This window comes from Levilactobacillus cerevisiae, from assembly GCF_003946245.1.
In the GTDB taxonomy this organism is placed as follows: Bacteria; Bacillota; Bacilli; order Lactobacillales; family Lactobacillaceae; genus Levilactobacillus; species Levilactobacillus cerevisiae.
The window spans coordinates 80,380-99,044 of sequence record NZ_RHNN01000002.1; the positions used below are offsets into that span (position 1 = coordinate 80,380).

An 18,665-nucleotide genomic window follows, 5' to 3' on the forward strand; every position below is an offset into this window, starting at 1 on the left:
ATTATGGCATTTATCAACAAGTTAAACCCACGGGAAGTCCTAGATTTACGCGAACAAATTCCACTCGATGACGATCAGGTCAACAGCCGGACGCTGGTACAACGCGACGACCTGGGGATGACGCTGTTCTCCGTGGCGACGGACCAGGAGATTGGCGGACATGCGGCCACGGGAGACGCCATGCTCAACATTTTGAGTGGGGTCGCCGAAGTGACGATTGAAGATCAGAAATACACGGTGCCGGCGGGCCATTCACTAGTGATTCCGGCCAACGCCCGCCACTCACTCTACGCTGTTGAGGGCTTTCAGATGCTGTTGGTCGTGGTGAAGCCGCAAGCAAAATAAGTTTCAGTCGGGCTGGCGAGTTTGTCAGCCTTTTTCGATGGCTTGCGGTATACTAGGGGAATAACCAAACCGTCATCAGGAGGACACTATGATTGCATTAAAGTCACAACGAGAAATTGCCGGGATGCAGGCTGCCGGAGACATTCTGGTCGGCCTGTTCCACGAGCTCGAAAGTTACATCAAGCCAGGAATCACGACCTGGGATATCGACCATTTTTCTTATGAATACATCGTTGGTCACGGCGCTACCCCGGGCGAACTGAACTTCGAGGGCTACAAGTATTCCACCTGCGTCAGCGTTAACGACATGATTTGCCACGGTTGCCCCAGCAAGGACATCCTGGTTCACGAGGGCGACCTGATTAAAATGGACACAGTCATTGACTACGACGGGTACCTGAGTGATGCCTGCCACGCCTTTGTGGTCGGCAAGGCTTCCGCCAAGGTCGAGAAATTAATGGACGTGACGCTAAAGGCGCTGTACAAAGGAATTGATCAAGCCGTCGTGGGTAACCGAATCGGCGACATTGGGTTTGCCATCCAGGACTACGCGGAAAACCAGTTGGGTTACGGTGTCGTGCGCGATTACATCGGCCACGGCATTGGACCGACCATGCACGAAGACCCGGACGTGCCCCATTACGGCCGCCCCGGTCACGGTACGCGCTTGAAGGCGGGGATGACCATCACCATCGAACCGATGATCAACGTCGGTAGCGAAGAGTGTAGCGCCCCGGCTGACGATGGCTGGACCATCCGCACGGTCGACGGCAGTTTGAGCTGCCAGTACGAGCACACGATTGTGATCACGGACGACGGTCCTAAGATTTTGACCTCGTTTGACCATGCGTTGGACGCAAAATATTTATTGAAGTAAGCGGGAAAGCGTGTGCCGGCAGGCGTTGAGCCGGAATCAATGGCTTGCCAGTACACGCTTTTGCGAGATGAAATTGGTCATAAAAGAGGTTGCGACAATTTGTCGCAACCTCTTTTGGTAGGCTCGTAAATTTTAATGACGCCGACGCCGGAAACCCAGTGCGCCAGTAATCGTCAATAACAGGACGCCTAACTCGGCAGTCCAGGTAGTTGACTGGTCGCCAGTCTGTGGGAGGTCCGTCGCGGCATTCGAACCATTGGCAGCATGCTCTGCAGCTAAGTTAGCCGCCGCTTGTTGGGTGGCTAACTGGTCGGCTTGGGCCTGTGTTAACATGTTGGCCGGCTTGGTTCGGCCGTTCTGGCGATTCAAAGCCGCCGCTGCCTCGCCACCTGAAAGCGGTGAGCTGTGGCCGGTGACACCGGTCTGAATGGCGGGTGTGTAATGCGGCGCAGAGGTGATGACGATGCGAGCTGGCGGATCCTTGATGGTGGCCGCCTTCCCGATACGGGGTGTCTTTGCTGGCTTCGTCGTTTTGGCTGGTTTAGCAGGTTTGACGGGAGTCGTCGGCGTGGTTGGCGTTTCACCGTTGTCTGGTGTGGTGGAGCCAGTGTTGGTACTGGAGCCGCCAGTTGTTGGGGCGGCGGTGATGGTTAAGGTGACAGGCGCAGAGGCGACGTCAAGCTTAGTGATCGGGTCCGTAAAGTGATAAACCACCGTATAGGTCCCTGGTTTGGCGGTATCGGTATTTACGGCGGTACCATCTTCGTTGGTGACAGTGACAGCCACGTCAGTTGTGGTGATAGGTTTCCCGCTGGCATCAACTATTGACGTAATAGCGGCCGCTGGATTGAGAGGTGTCCCAGCAACCACTGTAGTTTTGCTAGCAATGATTGCACTCTGATTAGGTAAGACAGTAAGCGTTGTATTAGCTGTACGAGTTACGCCGACGCTATCAGTATAGCTGTAAGTTAATGGATAAGTGCCAGGAGTAGTTGTGGGAAATGGCTCTGTAGGGCTAAATGAGGTGCCATCAGCTGTGATACTCAGATCCTTGGTAGACGTCAGCGGGTTGCCTTTAGCGTCCGTAATCGTTGTGATACTTCCCGGTATCCAGGATTCGCCAGAGATAACTGAAACTTTGTTAGGGACGCTCAGGGAACTGTCGGTGTCAGCAACAATTATTGTTGCCGTGCCACTAGTGACCGTCGGAGTGGCCGCATCTAAATACTTGTTGCCCTGCAGATCCTTGTAACCATAAGTCACGGTATACTTACCAGGGGTTTGCGTGAATGTATCGGCGGATACGGTTTGGCCGCTGCTATTTGTGACAGTTGTGGTTAACGTACCTTCCTTGTTAAGCGTCGTCAAATCAGTTGCTCCACTCGGCGTTACAATTGTTAGGTTGTTGTCGGGGGTCCAAGCACTGTTGACGGCGAGCGTTGTATTTTTAGGTGTGAGCTTGGTTTTTATCTTATCAAGATAGAACACGTAGGTAATTCCCTTGGTGTTATAGACTGGATCAGCCGAATTAATGGATAAATCTAGAGAGGTGGGGTTAAGAATGGCCGTTGTTGGTAGAACAGCCGTTCCATCGTCGTGGATGGTTAAAGTTTTCCCAATCTGTGTTCCAACGAACCGGGTTGAGGGTTTCCAGTACAACGCGTTACTTCTGATATGCGCATCAACTGTTTCATTTGTAACGTAATCTGATAATGTATACGTGCTTCCAGCGGTACCCGGGGTATATTGGAAACCGTAGATTGCTAAGTCAGTCGTGCCAGTGACATAACCAACAACAGAATCAGTTACCGTGAACGTGTGATAATTAAGGGTGGCCGCACCATTATCAGCTGCGATACCAACGACGTATTGGTCTGGCCAATCGGCGCCAAAACTATTTGATGCCATAGTCATGTAATTGGAATCACCAGGGGTATAAATGGGATTGCTATTATAACCAGCGAACAGAACATCATTATACGGAAGTGTTGTTGTATCGCCTTTGGTGTACCCAACTGCGTTAAGGTCTATTTTTTGAGGAACGGGTGTAGACGTATCTGAGGCGGTCCTCACGGCAACAGTCATTTTGATTTGATTGTTGTAGCCTAAAGAGTTGTCTCTGGTATTAACCTTGGCGTTAGTATCTGGTTGGAAATAGAAAACTTGACGACCGTCTTGCGTTGGATCTGCCATGTTGGCTGTGTCTGCCAACTGATAGGCAGTTAAACTGGATATTTGCGTGTATGGTTTATTCGTTGCCGGATCAATTTCCTGAGTTAGCGAATGCACGTAGTTAGTGGCCCCCGTTTGGACATCAGCAAGGGTAGCGGTGATGGACTTTGGCAGGACAACATAGAAGCCGAAGAGCTCCTCACCGATATTCAGAAATTCGCTACTGTACGGAAGGAGTGAGGCTCTTGCATAAGAGTTGTAGGGGATAGTGCTACCCGTAACACTGACATAGAAGTTACTGACCTTTGGAAATGTCGTCAGCGTCACGGGACTCAGCGTCGAATTATCTTGCGTTGTCACAACCGAATTCGTAAGGTCTTCAGCTACAGGTGTAATAGCTGTATGCTTTAATGACACGGGTGCGAGGCGAGAGTGCATGAGACGGTCAACAGCCTTCTTTGCGCTTAAACCACTGGCGGCTAAAACGGCCGATGGACTGGTCGTTTTTAAGACTTTTCGGTGTGAAGCGACGCGTTGAGTCGCAATGGTCGAACTCTCCGTGGGTTTAGACGCTGTGGAAGCTGAAATTGATTCAGCGTGTGACCCGCCGTCGGCAACCGTTAATGACGTCTTATTTGTTGTGGATGAATTGGTATTTTGAGCAGTTGTACTGACAGTTTTTTTAGCATCACTGGTCGCTGTAGAGTCACCCTCTTTGTCAGTGGTGCTGCTATCAGAAGCCGTGCTGGCTGAGTTACTCGTTGTTGATTCTTGACTAGAAGAAAGCGTCGTGGAATCAGTAGACGTGCTACTTGAACCAGAATCAATTGAACTGGAGGCTGTACTGCCGTCAGTCGTATCCGCCTGTGCGGGGTTAGTAACTGCCAATCCCGCTACTAAAGATACCGTAGCCAGCGTGCCAACTAGCCAGAATTTACCAGCCTTGTATAGCTTGTAATGGACCTTGGTCGTGGTCCGTGTGTCTGCTTGCTTCATAAGAATCTGCTCCTATCCTACACAGTGGCCGTGGCAGGGGATGTCAGAAGCAGATCCGAAAAAAGCGGACGCGGTCGTGTGTTTCGTTGATAGTTTAATAATAACATAAAATAGTTGCGTCAGGTTGTAGTTAATCGTCGAAACCGATTATCCCTGTTGCCGGTTTAGCTGTCGTCAAAATGATAGGATAAAATTTACAGATGGTTGGTCTGACGCAGAAAATTACGGTTATTGATTACCTTCGTGTGAAAACGCTCACTTTGATTGAATCACCTGAAAAGGGGCTGAAAAGTCAATGGACTATGACTTCTCAGATTCAGAAAAAAGTAACGAAGACGGGGGTTGCGGGGTATTATAAAAATTGTAATCAAACGTCTACAAGACCTTTACCTCACCAACATCAAAAATCTACAGTGACTTGGTATCCTAACCTAGGACTAAAAACTAGGAGGCAGTTAATTTGACGACTAAATTACGGGTAGGACTTTCACTGGGAACTTTGTTGGTAACGTTGGGGTTAGGTGCACAGGTAGTGGCGACGCCAGTTCAGGCCGCGACGCACGCAGTGGCGATTAGTGCGAAGACCACTTCCACCAAGGCCGGCTCACAGATTAAGCTCAAGGGGGCCGTCAACGTTCGCGACCTCGGCGGCTACCGCACGAAGTCGGGCAAGACGGTCAAGGCCCACATGCTGTTGCGGGCCGCAGCGCTGAACAAGTTAACCAAGGCTGACACCCAGAAGCTGAAGAAGACTTACCATCTGGCAACCGACGTTGATTTGCGTTCTAAAGGCGAAGCGGATAAGGACCCGGACGTAAAGATTTCCGGTGTTGCTTACAAGTTCGACCCCGTTGTGAAGGACGTTTCCCAACAATTTGCAATGACCAGTAAAGATGGCGTCAAGATTATGGAAGACGGTTACAAGGCCATGGTCACCACCAAGCAGGGTCAAAAGGCGTACAAGCAACTCTTTAAGGTGCTTTTGAAGAACCCTAAAGGTCAGGCCGTGCTCTGGCACTGTACGGCGGGGAAAGACCGGACTGGTGTGGGGACAGCCTTAGTACTAACGGCGCTGGGCGTTAACCGCAAGACCGTGATGAGTGATTATCTCCTGTCGAACAAATACCTGGCTGCCAGCAATCAAGCTACCCTCAAACAGCTGAAGGACAAGGGAGCTGACGCGGCAACTATCAAGATGACGACGGACATGATGAGTGTCAAGAAGTCCTACTTGAACGCGGCCTTCTCCGCTATCGACAAGAAGTACGGCTCGGTGGATAAGTACCTGCAGAAGGGCTTGGGGCTGACTAAGGCGGATCAAACTAAACTACAGAAACTCTATTTGAAGTAAGCTGTTTTATGAAAAAGATCGACCCCCAGAGTGGGAGTCGATCTTTTTTGATTGAAATTTTATTCAGCACACTGAGTATCTTTGGTGTTACTAAGTTAGGGGAGTGCTAATTTTCTTAGAGAATAAAGTTTGTAAATTACTTAAATCAATTTGACTAATCATTCACAGCTTGGACACCCACGAACAGATGTCTCGGGCTAAATTGGCTGACTTAACAGTCATGTAGCTGTATAACTTAGTAGTTAATTAATTCTCGAATTATGGTATGATTTAAGTGTATAAAATAGTCAATTAGTGTAACTTATTTATCTATAACTTGTTTTACTATTTCAAATAAGCCCAGGCGGCATACTGAGTGGATGAGGGAAAGCGGGAGTCAATCATGATGGCTAAGAAGAATTGGCAACGAGTTGGGGCGCAAACAGAAAAACGGCATTATAAACTTTATAAGGCAGGAAAATTATGGCTCACGAGTGGAATGACAGCGCTAACACTATTGGGCGGATTATGGCTCACGAGTGTCAATGGCCAAGCAGATACTGGTCATTCAGACGAATCGGTTAGTGGTGTGACTGCTGGTGCGACCTCGTCAGCGGTAATGGCCACGTTAAAACCAGTAGCCGCATCCGCCACAGCAAGTTCAGCTGCGAGCAGTGCCAGTAGCTCAGACGCAGGGACACCCGCTTCGGTCGCATCATCCAGTGCCAGTCAAGCGAGTTCAGTCGCCAATCCTGTTGTGAGCTCGGCTGCCAGCTCAACAGCGAATGTGGCCAGTAGTGGCGCTAACTCAGATTCCAGCGCCGCCAGCTCGGTAGCCACTAACGCTGATTGTGTGGCGGCACCTGCGCCCTCCTCGGCGAAGAGAGATGCCGGTAATGGCGGAGCGTTGCTAGCGAATTACGAAAACGGGAGTGCTACTGGCTCACTGATGATGAGAATGTCTAGTAACTTTGCCCGGTCCGGGCGGATGGCTGCACCAGCTGCGGCAGTTTTACCCACCGAGGCGGTGAATGATGCGGTAGTGGCTAGCGATACCCTAGATACCAGTGCGGAGACGATGGCCGCCAATGGGGACGTGATTACTGATGGGAGTACGATTACACCACCGGAAACGGAGCAATCAAGCCTTGGCGAATACACCTATTCTAACTTTTACGTTCAAACTTCAAGCAAATATGTTTTGTATAATGCAGTTGCTAACGTCACAGTTTATCCGTATAACACGAAAACTTTAGGAAGTAGGTTGGGCGGACAGCTTTGGGGGTTTTATTTAATTCTGCCGAAATCAATTACCAGCTCACTGGCCAATGCGCAGGAATCTGCCAGTAACTTTTTAAAGACAGTTTCAGGTGAGGGCGCGTTTTCTGAGTATTTCAGTAATTTTACTGGGCTTGAAGCCTACCGGTTAAATAATACGACTGATGGGCGTCAGGTTTACTACTTCCGGCCGAACGATGGGGCAACAAGTGCCAAGGCTAACGCTGCATCAACGGCTACCTGGCCAGCTTTTAAAATGTTGATTTATACTGGGGATGAAGGCGAGGATGGCACCACGGCACCAATTGATATTAATGCCGTGACTTACGCAGAACTATCGACGGCCGGGGTTTTATTTGCGGGCGTTGGGGACCTTGTGAATAGCAAGACGACGGCCAATGGTTATCCGACAATTACCACAGCCAGTCTGGGAATAAATGCGCCAGACAGTAATATTGCGGGATTAATTATGCCTGCGTACCAGTCTTCGCGAGGTGTTGGGTCGGCGCTGCCACAGCTATCCTATATGGATGTCCTAGTGAATGATACCTATAACGTTGTTGATGGAACGACTGGAGAAACGTTGGGCACACAAACGGTACAAGGCCTTAGTACGGAGACCTATCAACGCGAAAACGTGTTATCTTTAGAAAGTATTGCCACACAACTTGGTTTAGACGCAAGTAAGTATTCCGATGATTTAGCCTACAGCGTTGGCACTGCCACGGACACAATGGGTTGGCACCCAAACATTGCCGATTTAACGGCGGCCGCGCTAGCTACGGCGACGACTAAAGGGGTGACTGGAACCACTTATACGGTCTATCTAAACGAAAAGAGTCAGGACTCCCAGGCAGATCTCGACGTGACCAATAAGACCATCCCCATCGGGTCAACCTGGACCAAACTAACCAACTTAGTTTCCGCTACCGATGCGGACGGCACTGCGGTGGACCCAAATAAAATCAGTGTGGCCATCACGAACTTAGACGATGGCAGTACCCCTACCGCAATCGACACCACGCAGGCGGGAAATTACGCGCTGGTGTACACATTTACCGATCAGGACGGTACTGACCATCAAGCAACGACCACACTTTTTGTGAGTGAGTCGCCGATAACGGTGAAGGTTAAAAATGCGGATCCGATTTACGCGGGCAGTAATGGCTGGACGCCAGCAGATAACTTTGTCAGTGGTACGGATGCCAGTGGTCAGCCACTAACCGTTGAGCAATTGACAGAATCATTTGCGAAGGTTAACGACGATGGCACCACAACGGCAGTCACCCGTGCCGACTTGGCTACGGCCGGGACTTTTCAGGTAACTTACATATACACTGAGGGAAGTGTGCGTGCTTCCGCCGTCGCCACCGTGACCGTTTTGCCCAATCAGTCCGCCATCACATTTCCAGGGACAACGACCGCAATCACGGTTGGGGATGACTGGACGCCTACGCCGGTGACCGCTACCGATGTCGACGGGACAACTGTCCCCGCCACGGCAACCATCACCAATGCACAGGGGACGCCGGTGACCGCTGATGATATGACGCGCACACCGGGAACTTACACGGTTACCTACAGCTTCGTGGATCAGCAGGACGTCACGCACACGGCGGTTGGAAAGACTACCGTTACCGTGACTGCGAAAACTGAGACTGGCGGCACCACGACGCCAACTGACACGGACAATGGTCATGCTGGGACCAGCACGCCCGGCGATACGGGTGAGGTCATCCCAACGACGGAGCCACAAGAGCCTGATCTTCCGGGAACGACTCAGCCTGTCAGTCACGTGCCTGGCGGACAACTGAATATCACCGTAGTTGCCAAGCATGCCGTGAATGCGCAGGGGACTAAGAGTGCGGCACTCAGCCTGAGCAATGGCGGGGGTGCTGGCACAATTACGGCTAGTCAGAGGCGGCAACGTATACAGCCGCTGACGACTGATGCGGGTTTCGCTGCGACGGTCAACCGGACAGCGTCAGCAGCCTCGCTTAGCAAGACAGCTACGTCACCAACTACTTTGCCGCAAACTAGTGAAGACAACAGTGCTTGGCTCACGGCTGTGGGGGCGCTATCATTCACGCTTTTGGGGCTGACTGCCGGGCTGGAACGTAAACGTTTTGAAAAATAAGTACAAATTTCCCTTTGACTTTTCGCGGAAATAAATGCTAAACTGAATCCAACTTAATAGTGCGTATAATTGATCAGCACGTCGTTCCCTTCTTCAAGGGGCGGCGTGCTGATTTTTTTACCACTAAAATTAAAAGGAGTGTTATATTTTTGGAATTTCAACAACGGTTACCCCAGAATTTGAAAGAAACAGTTTTGTTCATGGCAATTATCTCGGTGATTTCGGTTAATCTGATTGCACCAATCATCACGGGTCTGGAAGTCGGATTTTCACTGAATCACTGGGCGATGGTGCTCCATCAACTGCCACTACTCTGGGTTAGCGTGATTATTTTAGTCGTCGTAACGCAGCAACCAGCCAGCAAAATGGCCAGTTACTTTTTGGATCAGAACGCCAGCTTCCGGTCAACCATGATGATCACGGCGATGTGCAATGTGTTCTTGATGTCCTTAGTTTTGACGATCCTGGGAACCTGGATTGGCACCGGTAGTGTTACCCTTGATCCGGTCGTCCATTTCTTTGCTAAATGGCCCCGCAACTATACGATTGCCTTGGTAGTGGAAGCCTTCATTGCCCAACCAATTGCGCGGAGTGCTATGGCTTGGCTCCATCGGGGTATGGTGACGGAAGGCTCACGGCTGTCCTAAACCAGAGAGTCTGCAGCTAGCCGAAAGTGACAGGCAAATAGGCTTTAAGTGAAGCCTGAGTGTGCCATAATAAGTCAACGGAGGTGTTGCGGAGTGACTGTGCTATCGGTACATTTGGCAGTTGATCAATACGAAGCAATTAAAGCATTGGCTGACTTCCACGGCGAATCGGTAACGTCTTTTATGGAAAAAGTCATTTTGGACCAGCTGGAAGATGAAGAGGATTATCAAGAGGCAGTTAAGAATGTACAGGATAGCCACGGCGAGACGGTTTCACGACAAGAGATTATGAATCGCTTGGGCGTAAAGTAAGACCTATGTATGGAAACTGATACTGATTTGACTAACGATCTTTTTATATTGGCAGCCGAAAAATCCGGACAAAAATAACGCAAATTGGCCTATACCCATCCCCCGTCCACATGGTACACTGAATCTAAACCACAGAGGGAGCGGATCAACTTGTACAAGATTATCACCAGTGATTTAGACGAAACGTTACTGCGGACGGATGGCAGCATTTCTCAGGCCAACGTGGACGCGATTGCGGCGGCTTCGGCCAAGGGTGTGAAATTCGTGCCCAACACTGGCCGCGGCTTTCTGACCGTGCAGACGCTGCTGAAGAAGCTGCACCTCTACCAGCAGCCCGACGAGTACGTGGTGTCATACAACGGTGGCGTGGTCGTGGAAAATCAGGATAATCACGTCATCGTCAGCAATCAGATGCCCTTCGCGGAAGCGAAACAGGTCTTTGGTATCATGACGCAGTTTGACGTCGACATCCACGTGTACACGCTGGACCACCTCTACATTTACCGGCCCAGAGCCGATGATGTGGCCTACTTGCAGACGCGCGGCGTGCCGTTTGACGAAATGATTGGGTCGTTTGACCAATTTGCCGACGAACGGATTATGAAGGTGATTGTCATGAATCCCGATTTGGGCGTACGGCAAGACGTGTACCGGGCGGTGATGGCGGCGTTTGACGCCATCAACTGTACCTATTCCTCGGGCATTTACATGGAGGTCAATCACGCTGGCGTCGACAAGGGCACGGCCATCTTGGACCTCGGTCGCAAGCTGGACGTTTCGGCCGATGAAATCATCGCCATCGGGGATAATGCCAACGATTTGGGCATGTTAACCAAGGTCGGCATGCCGGTCTCCGTGGCCAACGGGATCGACGAGGTTAAGCGGGTGGCTAAGTTTGTGACGCCTCATGATTTTGAATCCGGCGTGGCGGATGCGATTCACGAATTTATTTTGTAGATAGCACAATAGAGTCGATTAAGCGAGAGAGCTGAGTCGGCTTTTTTCATGCCTTGACATCGAGCCCGTAATCCCGTAAAGTAGGGAAATATTACACAGAGAGGGGTGACAACCCATGAGTATCGAAAAATTAATGGCGTGTGTCCCCGCAAACGGACACGGACGTTTTTCCCTAGATTAACTTTTAAAGGAGAAAACTTGTGAAAAACGTCCGTCAAACAGTCCCATCCTTGGGATTGATCATCACACTGGTGGGGTTTCCCCAGATCAGTGAATCCATCTTCACTCCGGTATTGCCGCAACTACAACGCGCCTTCAGCGTGAGTGCCAACCGGGCGCAGTTAACCATGAGCACGTACTTCGTCGCCTTTGCCGTTGGCGTCCTGATTTGGGGCCAGCTGGCCGATAAATGGGGGCGGCGACCGGCAATGTTGGCCGGCATTGTCGTCTATTTATTGGGCAATCTGGGACTCATGCTCAGTCTCAATTTTACCGGGTTGCTCATTAGCCGGCTGGTCCAAGCCTTTGGCGCCAGTGCTGGTTCCGTCGTGACCCAGACCATCATGCGCGAAAGTTTCAGTGGGTTGAGCGGAGCCAAGGTCTTTGCTCGAACCAGTGCCGCCATGGCCTTAGCGCCAGCGTTGGGGCCCTTAATCGGCGGGGTCATGCAGACTTATTTTGGTTACCGCAGTGTCTTTGGCACGTTGGTGGCCATGGCCGTGACCGTCGGCTTGTATGCCGGCAGCCGTTTGCCAGAAACGCAGGCCCTGACCACCCGGCCCGCCCCCGTCCAGCAAGCCGCCCTAGTGCGACGGTTGTTGCGCGATCCAATCGTTTGGGGGTACGGGTTGTTAATCGGTGGCATCAATGGCGTCTTGTTTAGTTATTACGCCGAGGCACCGTTTATCTTCATGACCCATTTCGGATATTCGGCGGTCCAATACGGCTGGCTCGGCCTAATTCTGGCGAGCGCCAGTCTGTTCGGGGCCGTGCTGGTCAACTGGCTATTGAACTGGTTGAGTCCGGAACAGGTCGCCCTGGGTGGTTTGGTGTTTAGTGGCCTAGCAAGTGCTGGTCTGGTGGGTGCCGCGTATTGGGCGCACGCCGGGGCCATGTTGCTGGCCATCTTCTTCACCTTCCTCGGGCTAAATGTGACCTTGCCCAACGCCTTGAATCGGGCGCTGATTGGCTACGAAGCCGTGATGGGCAGTGCCAGTGGCTGGTTTAGTCTCGGCTACTACCTGCTGGTCAGTGCGGTAACGTACGGGATGAGCTGGCTACACAATGGTGCCATTCAAACGCTCCCTTGGTACGTATTGACCCTGTGCTTAGGCATGCTGGTCAGTTTCTTGTGGCTGGTCTTGCGCGCACCACGGGAAGTCGTAACAACTGAATAAACAGACTGATGACAAGTGTCTTTGCCGATTAGTAGCGTGGTCAACAACTTTAGCGAGTTGTTGGCCACGTTTTTTTGTATCCATCATGATAGTTGGGGGTGGCAACGGCTTGCCAATTTTATTAATCAACTGCTCAAACACGAGTGAGGCGCTTTCACATTACGGGGGCAAAGGTTAAGCTAAAAATAAGCCGGACGTCGTTGAATTAAAGTTCGTTAAATTTTAGTTTAGCTTTCTTTTTAAGGGATTATCTGGTATAGTCATCAATGTAATAGCTAACGATAATCAGATATAATTATATTAATGTTCGGATTTTATAGGAGGAACCCATCGTGGATAAATTCTTCAAGCTTAAGGAATCGGGTACTACCGTCGGCACAGAAATTGCGGCCGGCGTCACCACTTTCTTCGCCATGTCCTATATTTTATTCGTCAATCCCACCATTTTAGGCCAAACGGGGATGCCCCAACAGGCCGTCTTCCTGGCCACGATTATTGCATCCGTTGTGGGGACCCTGGTCATGGGGCTCTTTGCCAACGTGCCGTATGCCCTGGCGCCGGGGATGGGGCTCAACGCCTTCTTTACCTACACCGTTGTGATGGGGCTGGGCTTTAGCTGGCAACAGGCCCTGGCACTGGTCTTCTTCTGTGGGGTCATCAACATCATTATCACCGCCACGAAGATTCGGAAAATGTTGATTTCGGCCATTCCCATTAACCTCCAACTCGCCATCAGTGGAGGGATTGGGGCGTTCATTGCTTACGTTGGTCTGAAAAACGCGAACTTTCTGCAATTTACCAGTGACGCCAGCGATATCATGTCGATTAATGGTAAGGCCTTTGACGCTACGAAAAAGGTCTTTGGCCAAGGCGTCAGCTCCGTCGTCACGGGCGGTGGCATCGTGCCTGCGCTCCAGGTTTTCAACTCGCCAGCGCTGGTGTTAGCTTTGATTGGTCTGGTCATCACGGTGATCTTCAAGGTGCGCAAGGTTCCGGGCGCCCTGTTGATTGGGATTCTGACCACCACGCTGATTGGGATTCCCATGGGCGTCACCAATCTGCATTTGGCCAGCAGCTACTCGATTGGCGCGTCCGTTCATCAGCTGGGCACGACCTTCCTGGCAGCCTTTTCTCACGAGGGGATGGGTTCACTCTTTGCCGAGCACAATCGGGTGGTTCTGGTGTTGATGACGATTCTCTCGTTCAGTCTCTCCGATACGTTTGATTCGCTGGGAACCTTCATCGGGACTGGCCGTCAGACGGGCATTTTCTCTGGTAAACGTGAGCTCGAACTGGAAAGTCAGCCGGGCTTCAAGTCCAAGCTGGACAAGGCGTTGTTTGCGGATTCCATTGCGACCGGCGTGGGGTCCATCTTTGGGACGTCGAACCTCACCACCTACGTGGAAAGTTCCGCGGGGATTGGCGCCGGTGGTCGAACCGGTTTGACGAGTGTGGTGGTAGCCGTACTGTTTCTGGCCAGCTCCTTGGCCTCACCGTTACTGTCCATTATCCCAACGGCAGCGATTGCGCCATCCCTGATCCTAGTTGGAATTATGATGATGAGCTCGCTATCTAAGATTCCGTGGCACGATTTGAACGAGGCGATTCCGGCCTTCATGACGACTTTCATCATGGCGTTTGCCTACAACATTACCTATGGGATTGCGGCGGGGTTTATCTTCTACTGCATCGTCAAGGTCGTGCTGGGCAAGGCCAAGGAAGTCCACCCGTTGATCTGGATTGTGTCGATTCTGTTTGTGATTAACTTTACGGTGCTGGCTTTGGTTTAGGATAATCGAAAATGAAAATGCTGAATGGCTACGACCGTTCGGTATTTTTTGTCGTCATAGGTTTCTCATGATTATTAGTGTTCAATCTAGCTTTACGAGTATACTGGCCGGTCAGTAACGACATACCTTTCCTGGGAATTACTTATGGAAAATATTGTTTCTCTGGTGTACAATTAATATCGTAATAATTAATTATTCACCATGGAGGGCTTCTCATGAAGAGTATGCTGAAAGTAGGAACCACTGTCTTAGCCGTTATTGCTGGGTTAGCCGTTGGTGCCAGTACCACCCAATCCGCCGATGCCGCGACTTGGCATCAGGGAACTCCGAAGATCTTACGGGGAAAATGGGTCGATCCGAAGAAGGATAAAGTTTTAGATTACTATCCTTGGTTTACCATCAAGTCTAGCGCATTACTGCTCCCGTTTGTCACGACTAAGAACATGGCATATCAACACAAGAAGGGCAGTCATATTTACTATATCAAAGGGCACGAAATGGGTTGGACCCATGGGACGCTGGTGAATTATTACAAGTTTAAAGTCAGCAAGACGAACCATAAACACAAAAGCTATAAGGCCCAGTGGTATGGCTATAAGCAAACCGGGCAGGGCAAGGAAACGTCACCAATCAAGAACCCGACTTATGGTCATGTTTATTACAAATAAACCAATAAAAGCCCGCCAGCCGCGGGCTTTTTACATACCCACACGCAGACACGAGATTCCCGGTTCTAAGTAGTTGCGCTCCAAAACTAGACAATATTATTCATAAAAATAGCAGTAGTCGGTAAGCTGGCCAACTACCGCTATTTTAAGTTGTCGTGAAAGGCTAAGGCTGTGCCGAAGTGGCGGTGTAGTCTTTCGCAAATTGCGTCATGAATGCCGTCGTCGCGGTTCCCGGGAATTTGCTCGTGAGGATGCCGTAGGGGACGGTCAGGTTGGTTACCAGCGGAATGGACACAAGGTCGGGGTGAACAGTGTGCCAGGGGGTCAAGGTTACCAGTGGCAGGTTATCCGCCACCGCCCGATTGAAATCATTCAAGTCATAGCGGCCAGTGGTGTCACACGGTTGAATCGTGGGGGAATCGGTTTGTATTTGAGCCCGTAACGCATCATTTTTTTCACTGATTCCCGTGGGCACCATCAAGAGGCGTTGGCCAGCAAGATCACTGAGCGTCACGCGTTTGTGGTGGGCTAGGGGATGATCATGGCGAACGGCAATCTCAAAGTGGTAATGACCCAAAGGGAAAGCCGTGAACGCCTGCTTGAGAGTGGTGTTGTCAAAGGTACCAACCATTAAGTCACAGGTGCGTCCCAGCAAGGCGTATTCCCGGTTACTGGAATTGTCATCATTTTGAAGTTGAATCACCCGTAATTGAAAGCCGGCTAACTTGGGACTGACCTCCTGCCAAATGCGCATGAAAGGGTCCGCTGGGTGGAGCAAAGATGTGCCAACGGTAATCACGTCTTTGGTGGGGAGGCCAACGTGTCGAGCGTCAACGATTGCTGCATTTAGCTGTGCTAGAATCTGCCGGACAGCGGGAAGAAAGGTTGCGCCCTGTTCGGTTAAGCGGACGCCGGTCGCCGAGCGCACGAAGAGTGTCAGATTCAGCTCCGTCTCCAGCCGGTTGATCTGCTTCATGACGGCTGTGCTAGAGATAAAGCTTTCCTCACCAGCCTTGGTGAAGCTACCGTACTCACTGACCCGGATGAATGTTTGCAATTGCGTGATGTCCATCTTACCCACGTCTCCCTCTGTAGTATCAACTATTAGTTAATACTAGCCTAACCAATGGGTTCTTCAAAGTCAATGGCAGGGCAGATATACTGGTAAATATAGTTGCCCTTGCGATTTATACTATGCCGAAATGGCATGACCGATGTGTTAATACGATGATAGATAATACTTGGAACTTGAACCTGGGAGGTTACGGTTAATGGAAATTCAAGTTGCCTTAGATCAGGGATATTTACCTGAAAAATTTGCCAGACTAGCAACGGCGCGTCTGAGTGGTCAACCAATCGTGTCGTTTCCAATCCAGCTTGCGAAGTTGCCTAAACAAACGCAGGCGTTGGCCATTACACTGATTGATTACGATGCGGTACCCAGAACGGGTTTTCCGTTTATCCACTGGCTGGCAGTCGATTTGCCGGTGATGACAGAGATCACGACGGACTTTAGCCGGCACTACACGGGGGCCCAAGGGCGAAATTCCTGGGTCTCACGGTTTTACGACGTGGACGAAGTGCTGACGACCGGGTTTGCCGGCCCGAATCCGCCAGATAAACCGCACCGCTACACGTTGACGGTGTACGCGCTGAAACAAGTGACGGGACTGGCGACGGGTTTCTTTTACAATGATTTACGGGATGCACTGGTGTCAAAAGTTTTGGACCAAGCGACAGTTGTGATTCCAGTTAAAAATTAGATAGGAATGGTATGATATGCAAAAAATAATGATTAAGATCGAAGGACACGAAGTAACGGCGAACTTGTTGGATAACGCTACCAGTCAGGCTTTAATCAAGCTGTTTCCCTTGGACTTAGACCTGTTGAATCTGTATTCACGCGAAATGACTTACCGTTTTAAACGGGCCTTACCAGCCAATGAGTTGGGAACTAGCGGTTATCAGGTCGGCGACATTGCCTACTGGGCCCCACGCCACAGCTTTGTTATTTTCTATAAACAAACTGGTGAGATTATCGGGGACCTGCAAAAGATTGGCCAAATCAATGATTCCCTGGACTTCCTGAAGGGATCAGGGAATAAGCCGGCAACGTTTACGTTAGGGGGTCAGTAAATGACCAACGTATTAATCTTAGGCGCAAATGGGCGCATCGCCCGAATCGTTCGGCAGCGTCTATTAGCGGAAACTGACGGACACCTTACCTTGGTGTTGCGCCAACCGCAGCGATTGGGACGAGTCGATGCGTTGCGTGAAACCGTGGTGGCTGGTGACGTGAATGACGCCCAGCTCTTGCAGAAAGTGATGGTGGCACAGGATGTGGTTTATGCCAATCTCAGTGGCAACATGGCCGCGCTGGCTCAAACGATTGTAACGGCTATGCAGGCCACGGGCGTTCAGCGGTTGATTTGGGTAACGGGATCGGGGCTCTACCACGAAACGCCAGAACCATTTGGTAGCTGGGTAGAGCGCACTGTGGGGCATGCGTCAAAGGAAGATACCCGCCGTGCGGCCGCCATTATTGAAGCGACGACAATGAACTATACCTTGATTCGCGCGGCATTCATGACGGATGACCCTAAGGTTGATTACGAATTAACGCAAAAGGGGGAGCCGTTCAAGGGAACGATGGTCTCTCGAGCCAGCATCGCGGACCTAATTCTAAAGCTGATTGCGAGTCCCACGTTAGGCAGCCGCGGGAGCCTAGGGATTGATCAACCGGATACGGATGGCATGTTGGATCGTGTGCAGGCAATTATGCGGGGCGAGTGAGACCGTGTGCTAGAGGTTAGCGGTTCTACAAATAAATCAGCAATAAAAGCCCGCCAGCCGCGGGCTTTTTACATACCCACATGCAGCCACAAAATTCCCGGTTCTAAGTAGTTGCGCCCCAAAACTAGATGGCCTAGAATCAACTTAATTGGAACGTTGTCGGGGGCACGAGAGAGCCGAAGGGAAGATTGCGGAGTGAAAATTGTCAGACGTTTATTACTCGCTGTTGTGTTGGGAATCGCTATTTTTGTCATTGTGAATTGGCAACCCCTGAGCACGCAATTTCAGTATTACCGGGCCGCGATTGTCGCCACGCTCACCGGGAAAGCCCAGTCGGCGGCCAGCAGCTCGGAGAATTATCAGTCCAGCGGCTATATCCTGCGTAACGCCAGCGATGCCACCACCAAGACGGGGGCCAACGATACGCCGGTCGAGGAAGCCATGCAGGGCCTTTTATTACAGAAAAAATATTACTACCACTTTGCCAGTAACACGCCCCAGAAGGTTCGCCAGGTCTTTGCCTACGCCGTGGAAGTCTACAACCAGACCGGCATCGTCCAACTGGTGGCCGGGGCAGGTAGCACGAAGACCAATCAGATTACGTTTGGCATTTACCATAAGACGGAGCCCAAGAATCAGGACGTCGTTGAGTACGGCCACGGTGGTCCCGAGATTACTCAGCGTATCAGCTGGCGCGGGATTCTGACGACCAACACGGCCACGGCGAAACTCAACGCGACGTATCCTCGGGCCTATAAGCATTCGGTGGCCGTTCATGAGCTGGGACACGCACTGGGGCTGGACCACAGTTCCGACAAATCCTCCGTCATGACGCCAATCGACCACGGCAAGACGACCCTGTCGGCGGCTGACCTGAAGAGCTTGCGTGCGATTTATGACAAAGGGTAAAGCGTCTGAGAAAAAATAGACGCGCGTTGTCTCTCCAAGGCTATATGGCTGAAACGT

Annotated in this window: 16 protein-coding genes; 14 read left to right on the forward strand and 2 right to left on the reverse strand. The window is 50.9% G+C overall.

The features are described 5' to 3' along the window. The first annotated feature begins 3 nt into the window (after positions 1 to 3). Together EKM99_RS01195 and map are read left to right on the forward strand one after the other, a co-directional pair. Positions 4 to 345 (forward strand): cupin domain-containing protein, encoded by a 342-nt coding sequence (locus EKM99_RS01195; RefSeq protein ID WP_125580101.1) that lies wholly within the window; start codon positions 4 to 6, stop codon positions 343 to 345. Between the two features lie 88 nt (positions 346 to 433). After that, entirely contained in the window at positions 434 to 1,222 is a 789-nt protein-coding gene (gene map, locus EKM99_RS01200; RefSeq protein WP_125580103.1) for a type I methionyl aminopeptidase, read from the forward strand. A 132-nt stretch (positions 1,223 to 1,354) separates the two neighbouring features. On the opposite strand, the gene EKM99_RS01205 is transcribed toward map, so the two are convergent. Then, positions 1,355 to 4,390 carry a KxYKxGKxW signal peptide domain-containing protein gene (locus EKM99_RS01205; RefSeq protein ID WP_125580105.1) on the reverse strand — a complete coding sequence of 1,012 codons (3,036 nt, stop codon included), beginning with the start codon at positions 4,388 to 4,390 and terminating at the stop codon, positions 1,355 to 1,357. Between the two features lie 460 nt (positions 4,391 to 4,850). On the opposite strand from EKM99_RS01205, the gene EKM99_RS01210 reads away from it, so the two are divergent. The 8 genes from EKM99_RS01210 (at position 4,851) to EKM99_RS01245 (ending at position 14,906) form a co-directional block, all read left to right on the forward strand. Continuing rightward, positions 4,851 to 5,741 carry a tyrosine-protein phosphatase gene (locus EKM99_RS01210; protein WP_125580107.1) on the forward strand — a complete coding sequence of 297 codons (891 nt, stop codon included), beginning with the start codon at positions 4,851 to 4,853 and terminating at the stop codon, positions 5,739 to 5,741. Positions 5,742 to 6,096: 355 nt separating this feature from the next. Beyond that, a complete protein-coding gene (locus EKM99_RS01215) occupies positions 6,097 to 9,135 on the forward strand; it encodes a KxYKxGKxW signal peptide domain-containing protein (RefSeq protein WP_125580109.1) in 3,039 nt (1,012 codons plus the stop codon). A gap of 149 nt (positions 9,136 to 9,284) precedes the next feature. Continuing rightward, a complete protein-coding gene (locus tag EKM99_RS01220) occupies positions 9,285 to 9,782 on the forward strand; it encodes a hypothetical protein (RefSeq protein WP_125580111.1) in 498 nt (165 codons plus the stop codon). Positions 9,783 to 9,881: 99 nt separating this feature from the next. Beyond that, a complete protein-coding gene (gene relB / locus EKM99_RS01225) occupies positions 9,882 to 10,094 on the forward strand; it encodes a type II toxin-antitoxin system RelB family antitoxin (RefSeq protein ID WP_225419747.1) in 213 nt (70 codons plus the stop codon). A 150-nt stretch (positions 10,095 to 10,244) separates the two neighbouring features. Continuing rightward, positions 10,245 to 11,051, forward strand: coding sequence for a Cof-type HAD-IIB family hydrolase (locus EKM99_RS01230; protein ID WP_125580115.1), 807 nt, complete (start codon positions 10,245 to 10,247; stop codon positions 11,049 to 11,051). 200 nt (positions 11,052 to 11,251) lie between these two features. Further along, complete coding sequence (locus EKM99_RS01235; protein WP_125580117.1) at positions 11,252 to 12,448, forward strand: multidrug effflux MFS transporter; 1,197 nt, start codon at positions 11,252 to 11,254, stop codon at positions 12,446 to 12,448. Positions 12,449 to 12,780: 332 nt separating this feature from the next. Next, entirely contained in the window at positions 12,781 to 14,238 is a 1,458-nt protein-coding gene (locus EKM99_RS01240) for an NCS2 family permease (RefSeq protein WP_125580119.1), read from the forward strand. 215 nt (positions 14,239 to 14,453) lie between these two features. After that, positions 14,454 to 14,906, forward strand: a complete 453-nt coding sequence (locus EKM99_RS01245) for a hypothetical protein (RefSeq protein WP_125580121.1) — start codon at positions 14,454 to 14,456, stop codon at positions 14,904 to 14,906. 163 nt (positions 14,907 to 15,069) lie between these two features. On the opposite strand, the gene EKM99_RS01250 is transcribed toward EKM99_RS01245, so the two are convergent. Next, the gene (locus EKM99_RS01250) at positions 15,070 to 15,978 is read right to left on the reverse strand and encodes a LysR family transcriptional regulator (protein ID WP_125580123.1); all 909 of its coding nucleotides are present in this window, start codon (positions 15,976 to 15,978) and stop codon (positions 15,070 to 15,072) included. Positions 15,979 to 16,177: 199 nt separating this feature from the next. On the opposite strand from EKM99_RS01250, the gene EKM99_RS01255 reads away from it, so the two are divergent. The 4 genes from EKM99_RS01255 to EKM99_RS01270 all read left to right on the forward strand — a co-directional run bounded on the left by EKM99_RS01255 (position 16,178) and on the right by EKM99_RS01270 (position 18,608). Then, the gene (locus EKM99_RS01255; RefSeq protein WP_125580124.1) at positions 16,178 to 16,669 is read left to right on the forward strand and encodes a YbhB/YbcL family Raf kinase inhibitor-like protein; all 492 of its coding nucleotides are present in this window, start codon (positions 16,178 to 16,180) and stop codon (positions 16,667 to 16,669) included. A gap of 16 nt (positions 16,670 to 16,685) precedes the next feature. Further along, complete coding sequence (locus EKM99_RS01260; protein ID WP_125580126.1) at positions 16,686 to 17,042, forward strand: cyclophilin-like fold protein; 357 nt, start codon at positions 16,686 to 16,688, stop codon at positions 17,040 to 17,042. Next, positions 17,043 to 17,699 (forward strand): NAD(P)H-binding protein, encoded by a 657-nt coding sequence (locus EKM99_RS01265; RefSeq protein ID WP_125580128.1) that lies wholly within the window; start codon positions 17,043 to 17,045, stop codon positions 17,697 to 17,699. A gap of 195 nt (positions 17,700 to 17,894) precedes the next feature. Next, positions 17,895 to 18,608 (forward strand): matrixin family metalloprotease, encoded by a 714-nt coding sequence (locus EKM99_RS01270; RefSeq protein ID WP_125580130.1) that lies wholly within the window; start codon positions 17,895 to 17,897, stop codon positions 18,606 to 18,608. Positions 18,609 to 18,665: the final 57 nt, after the last annotated feature.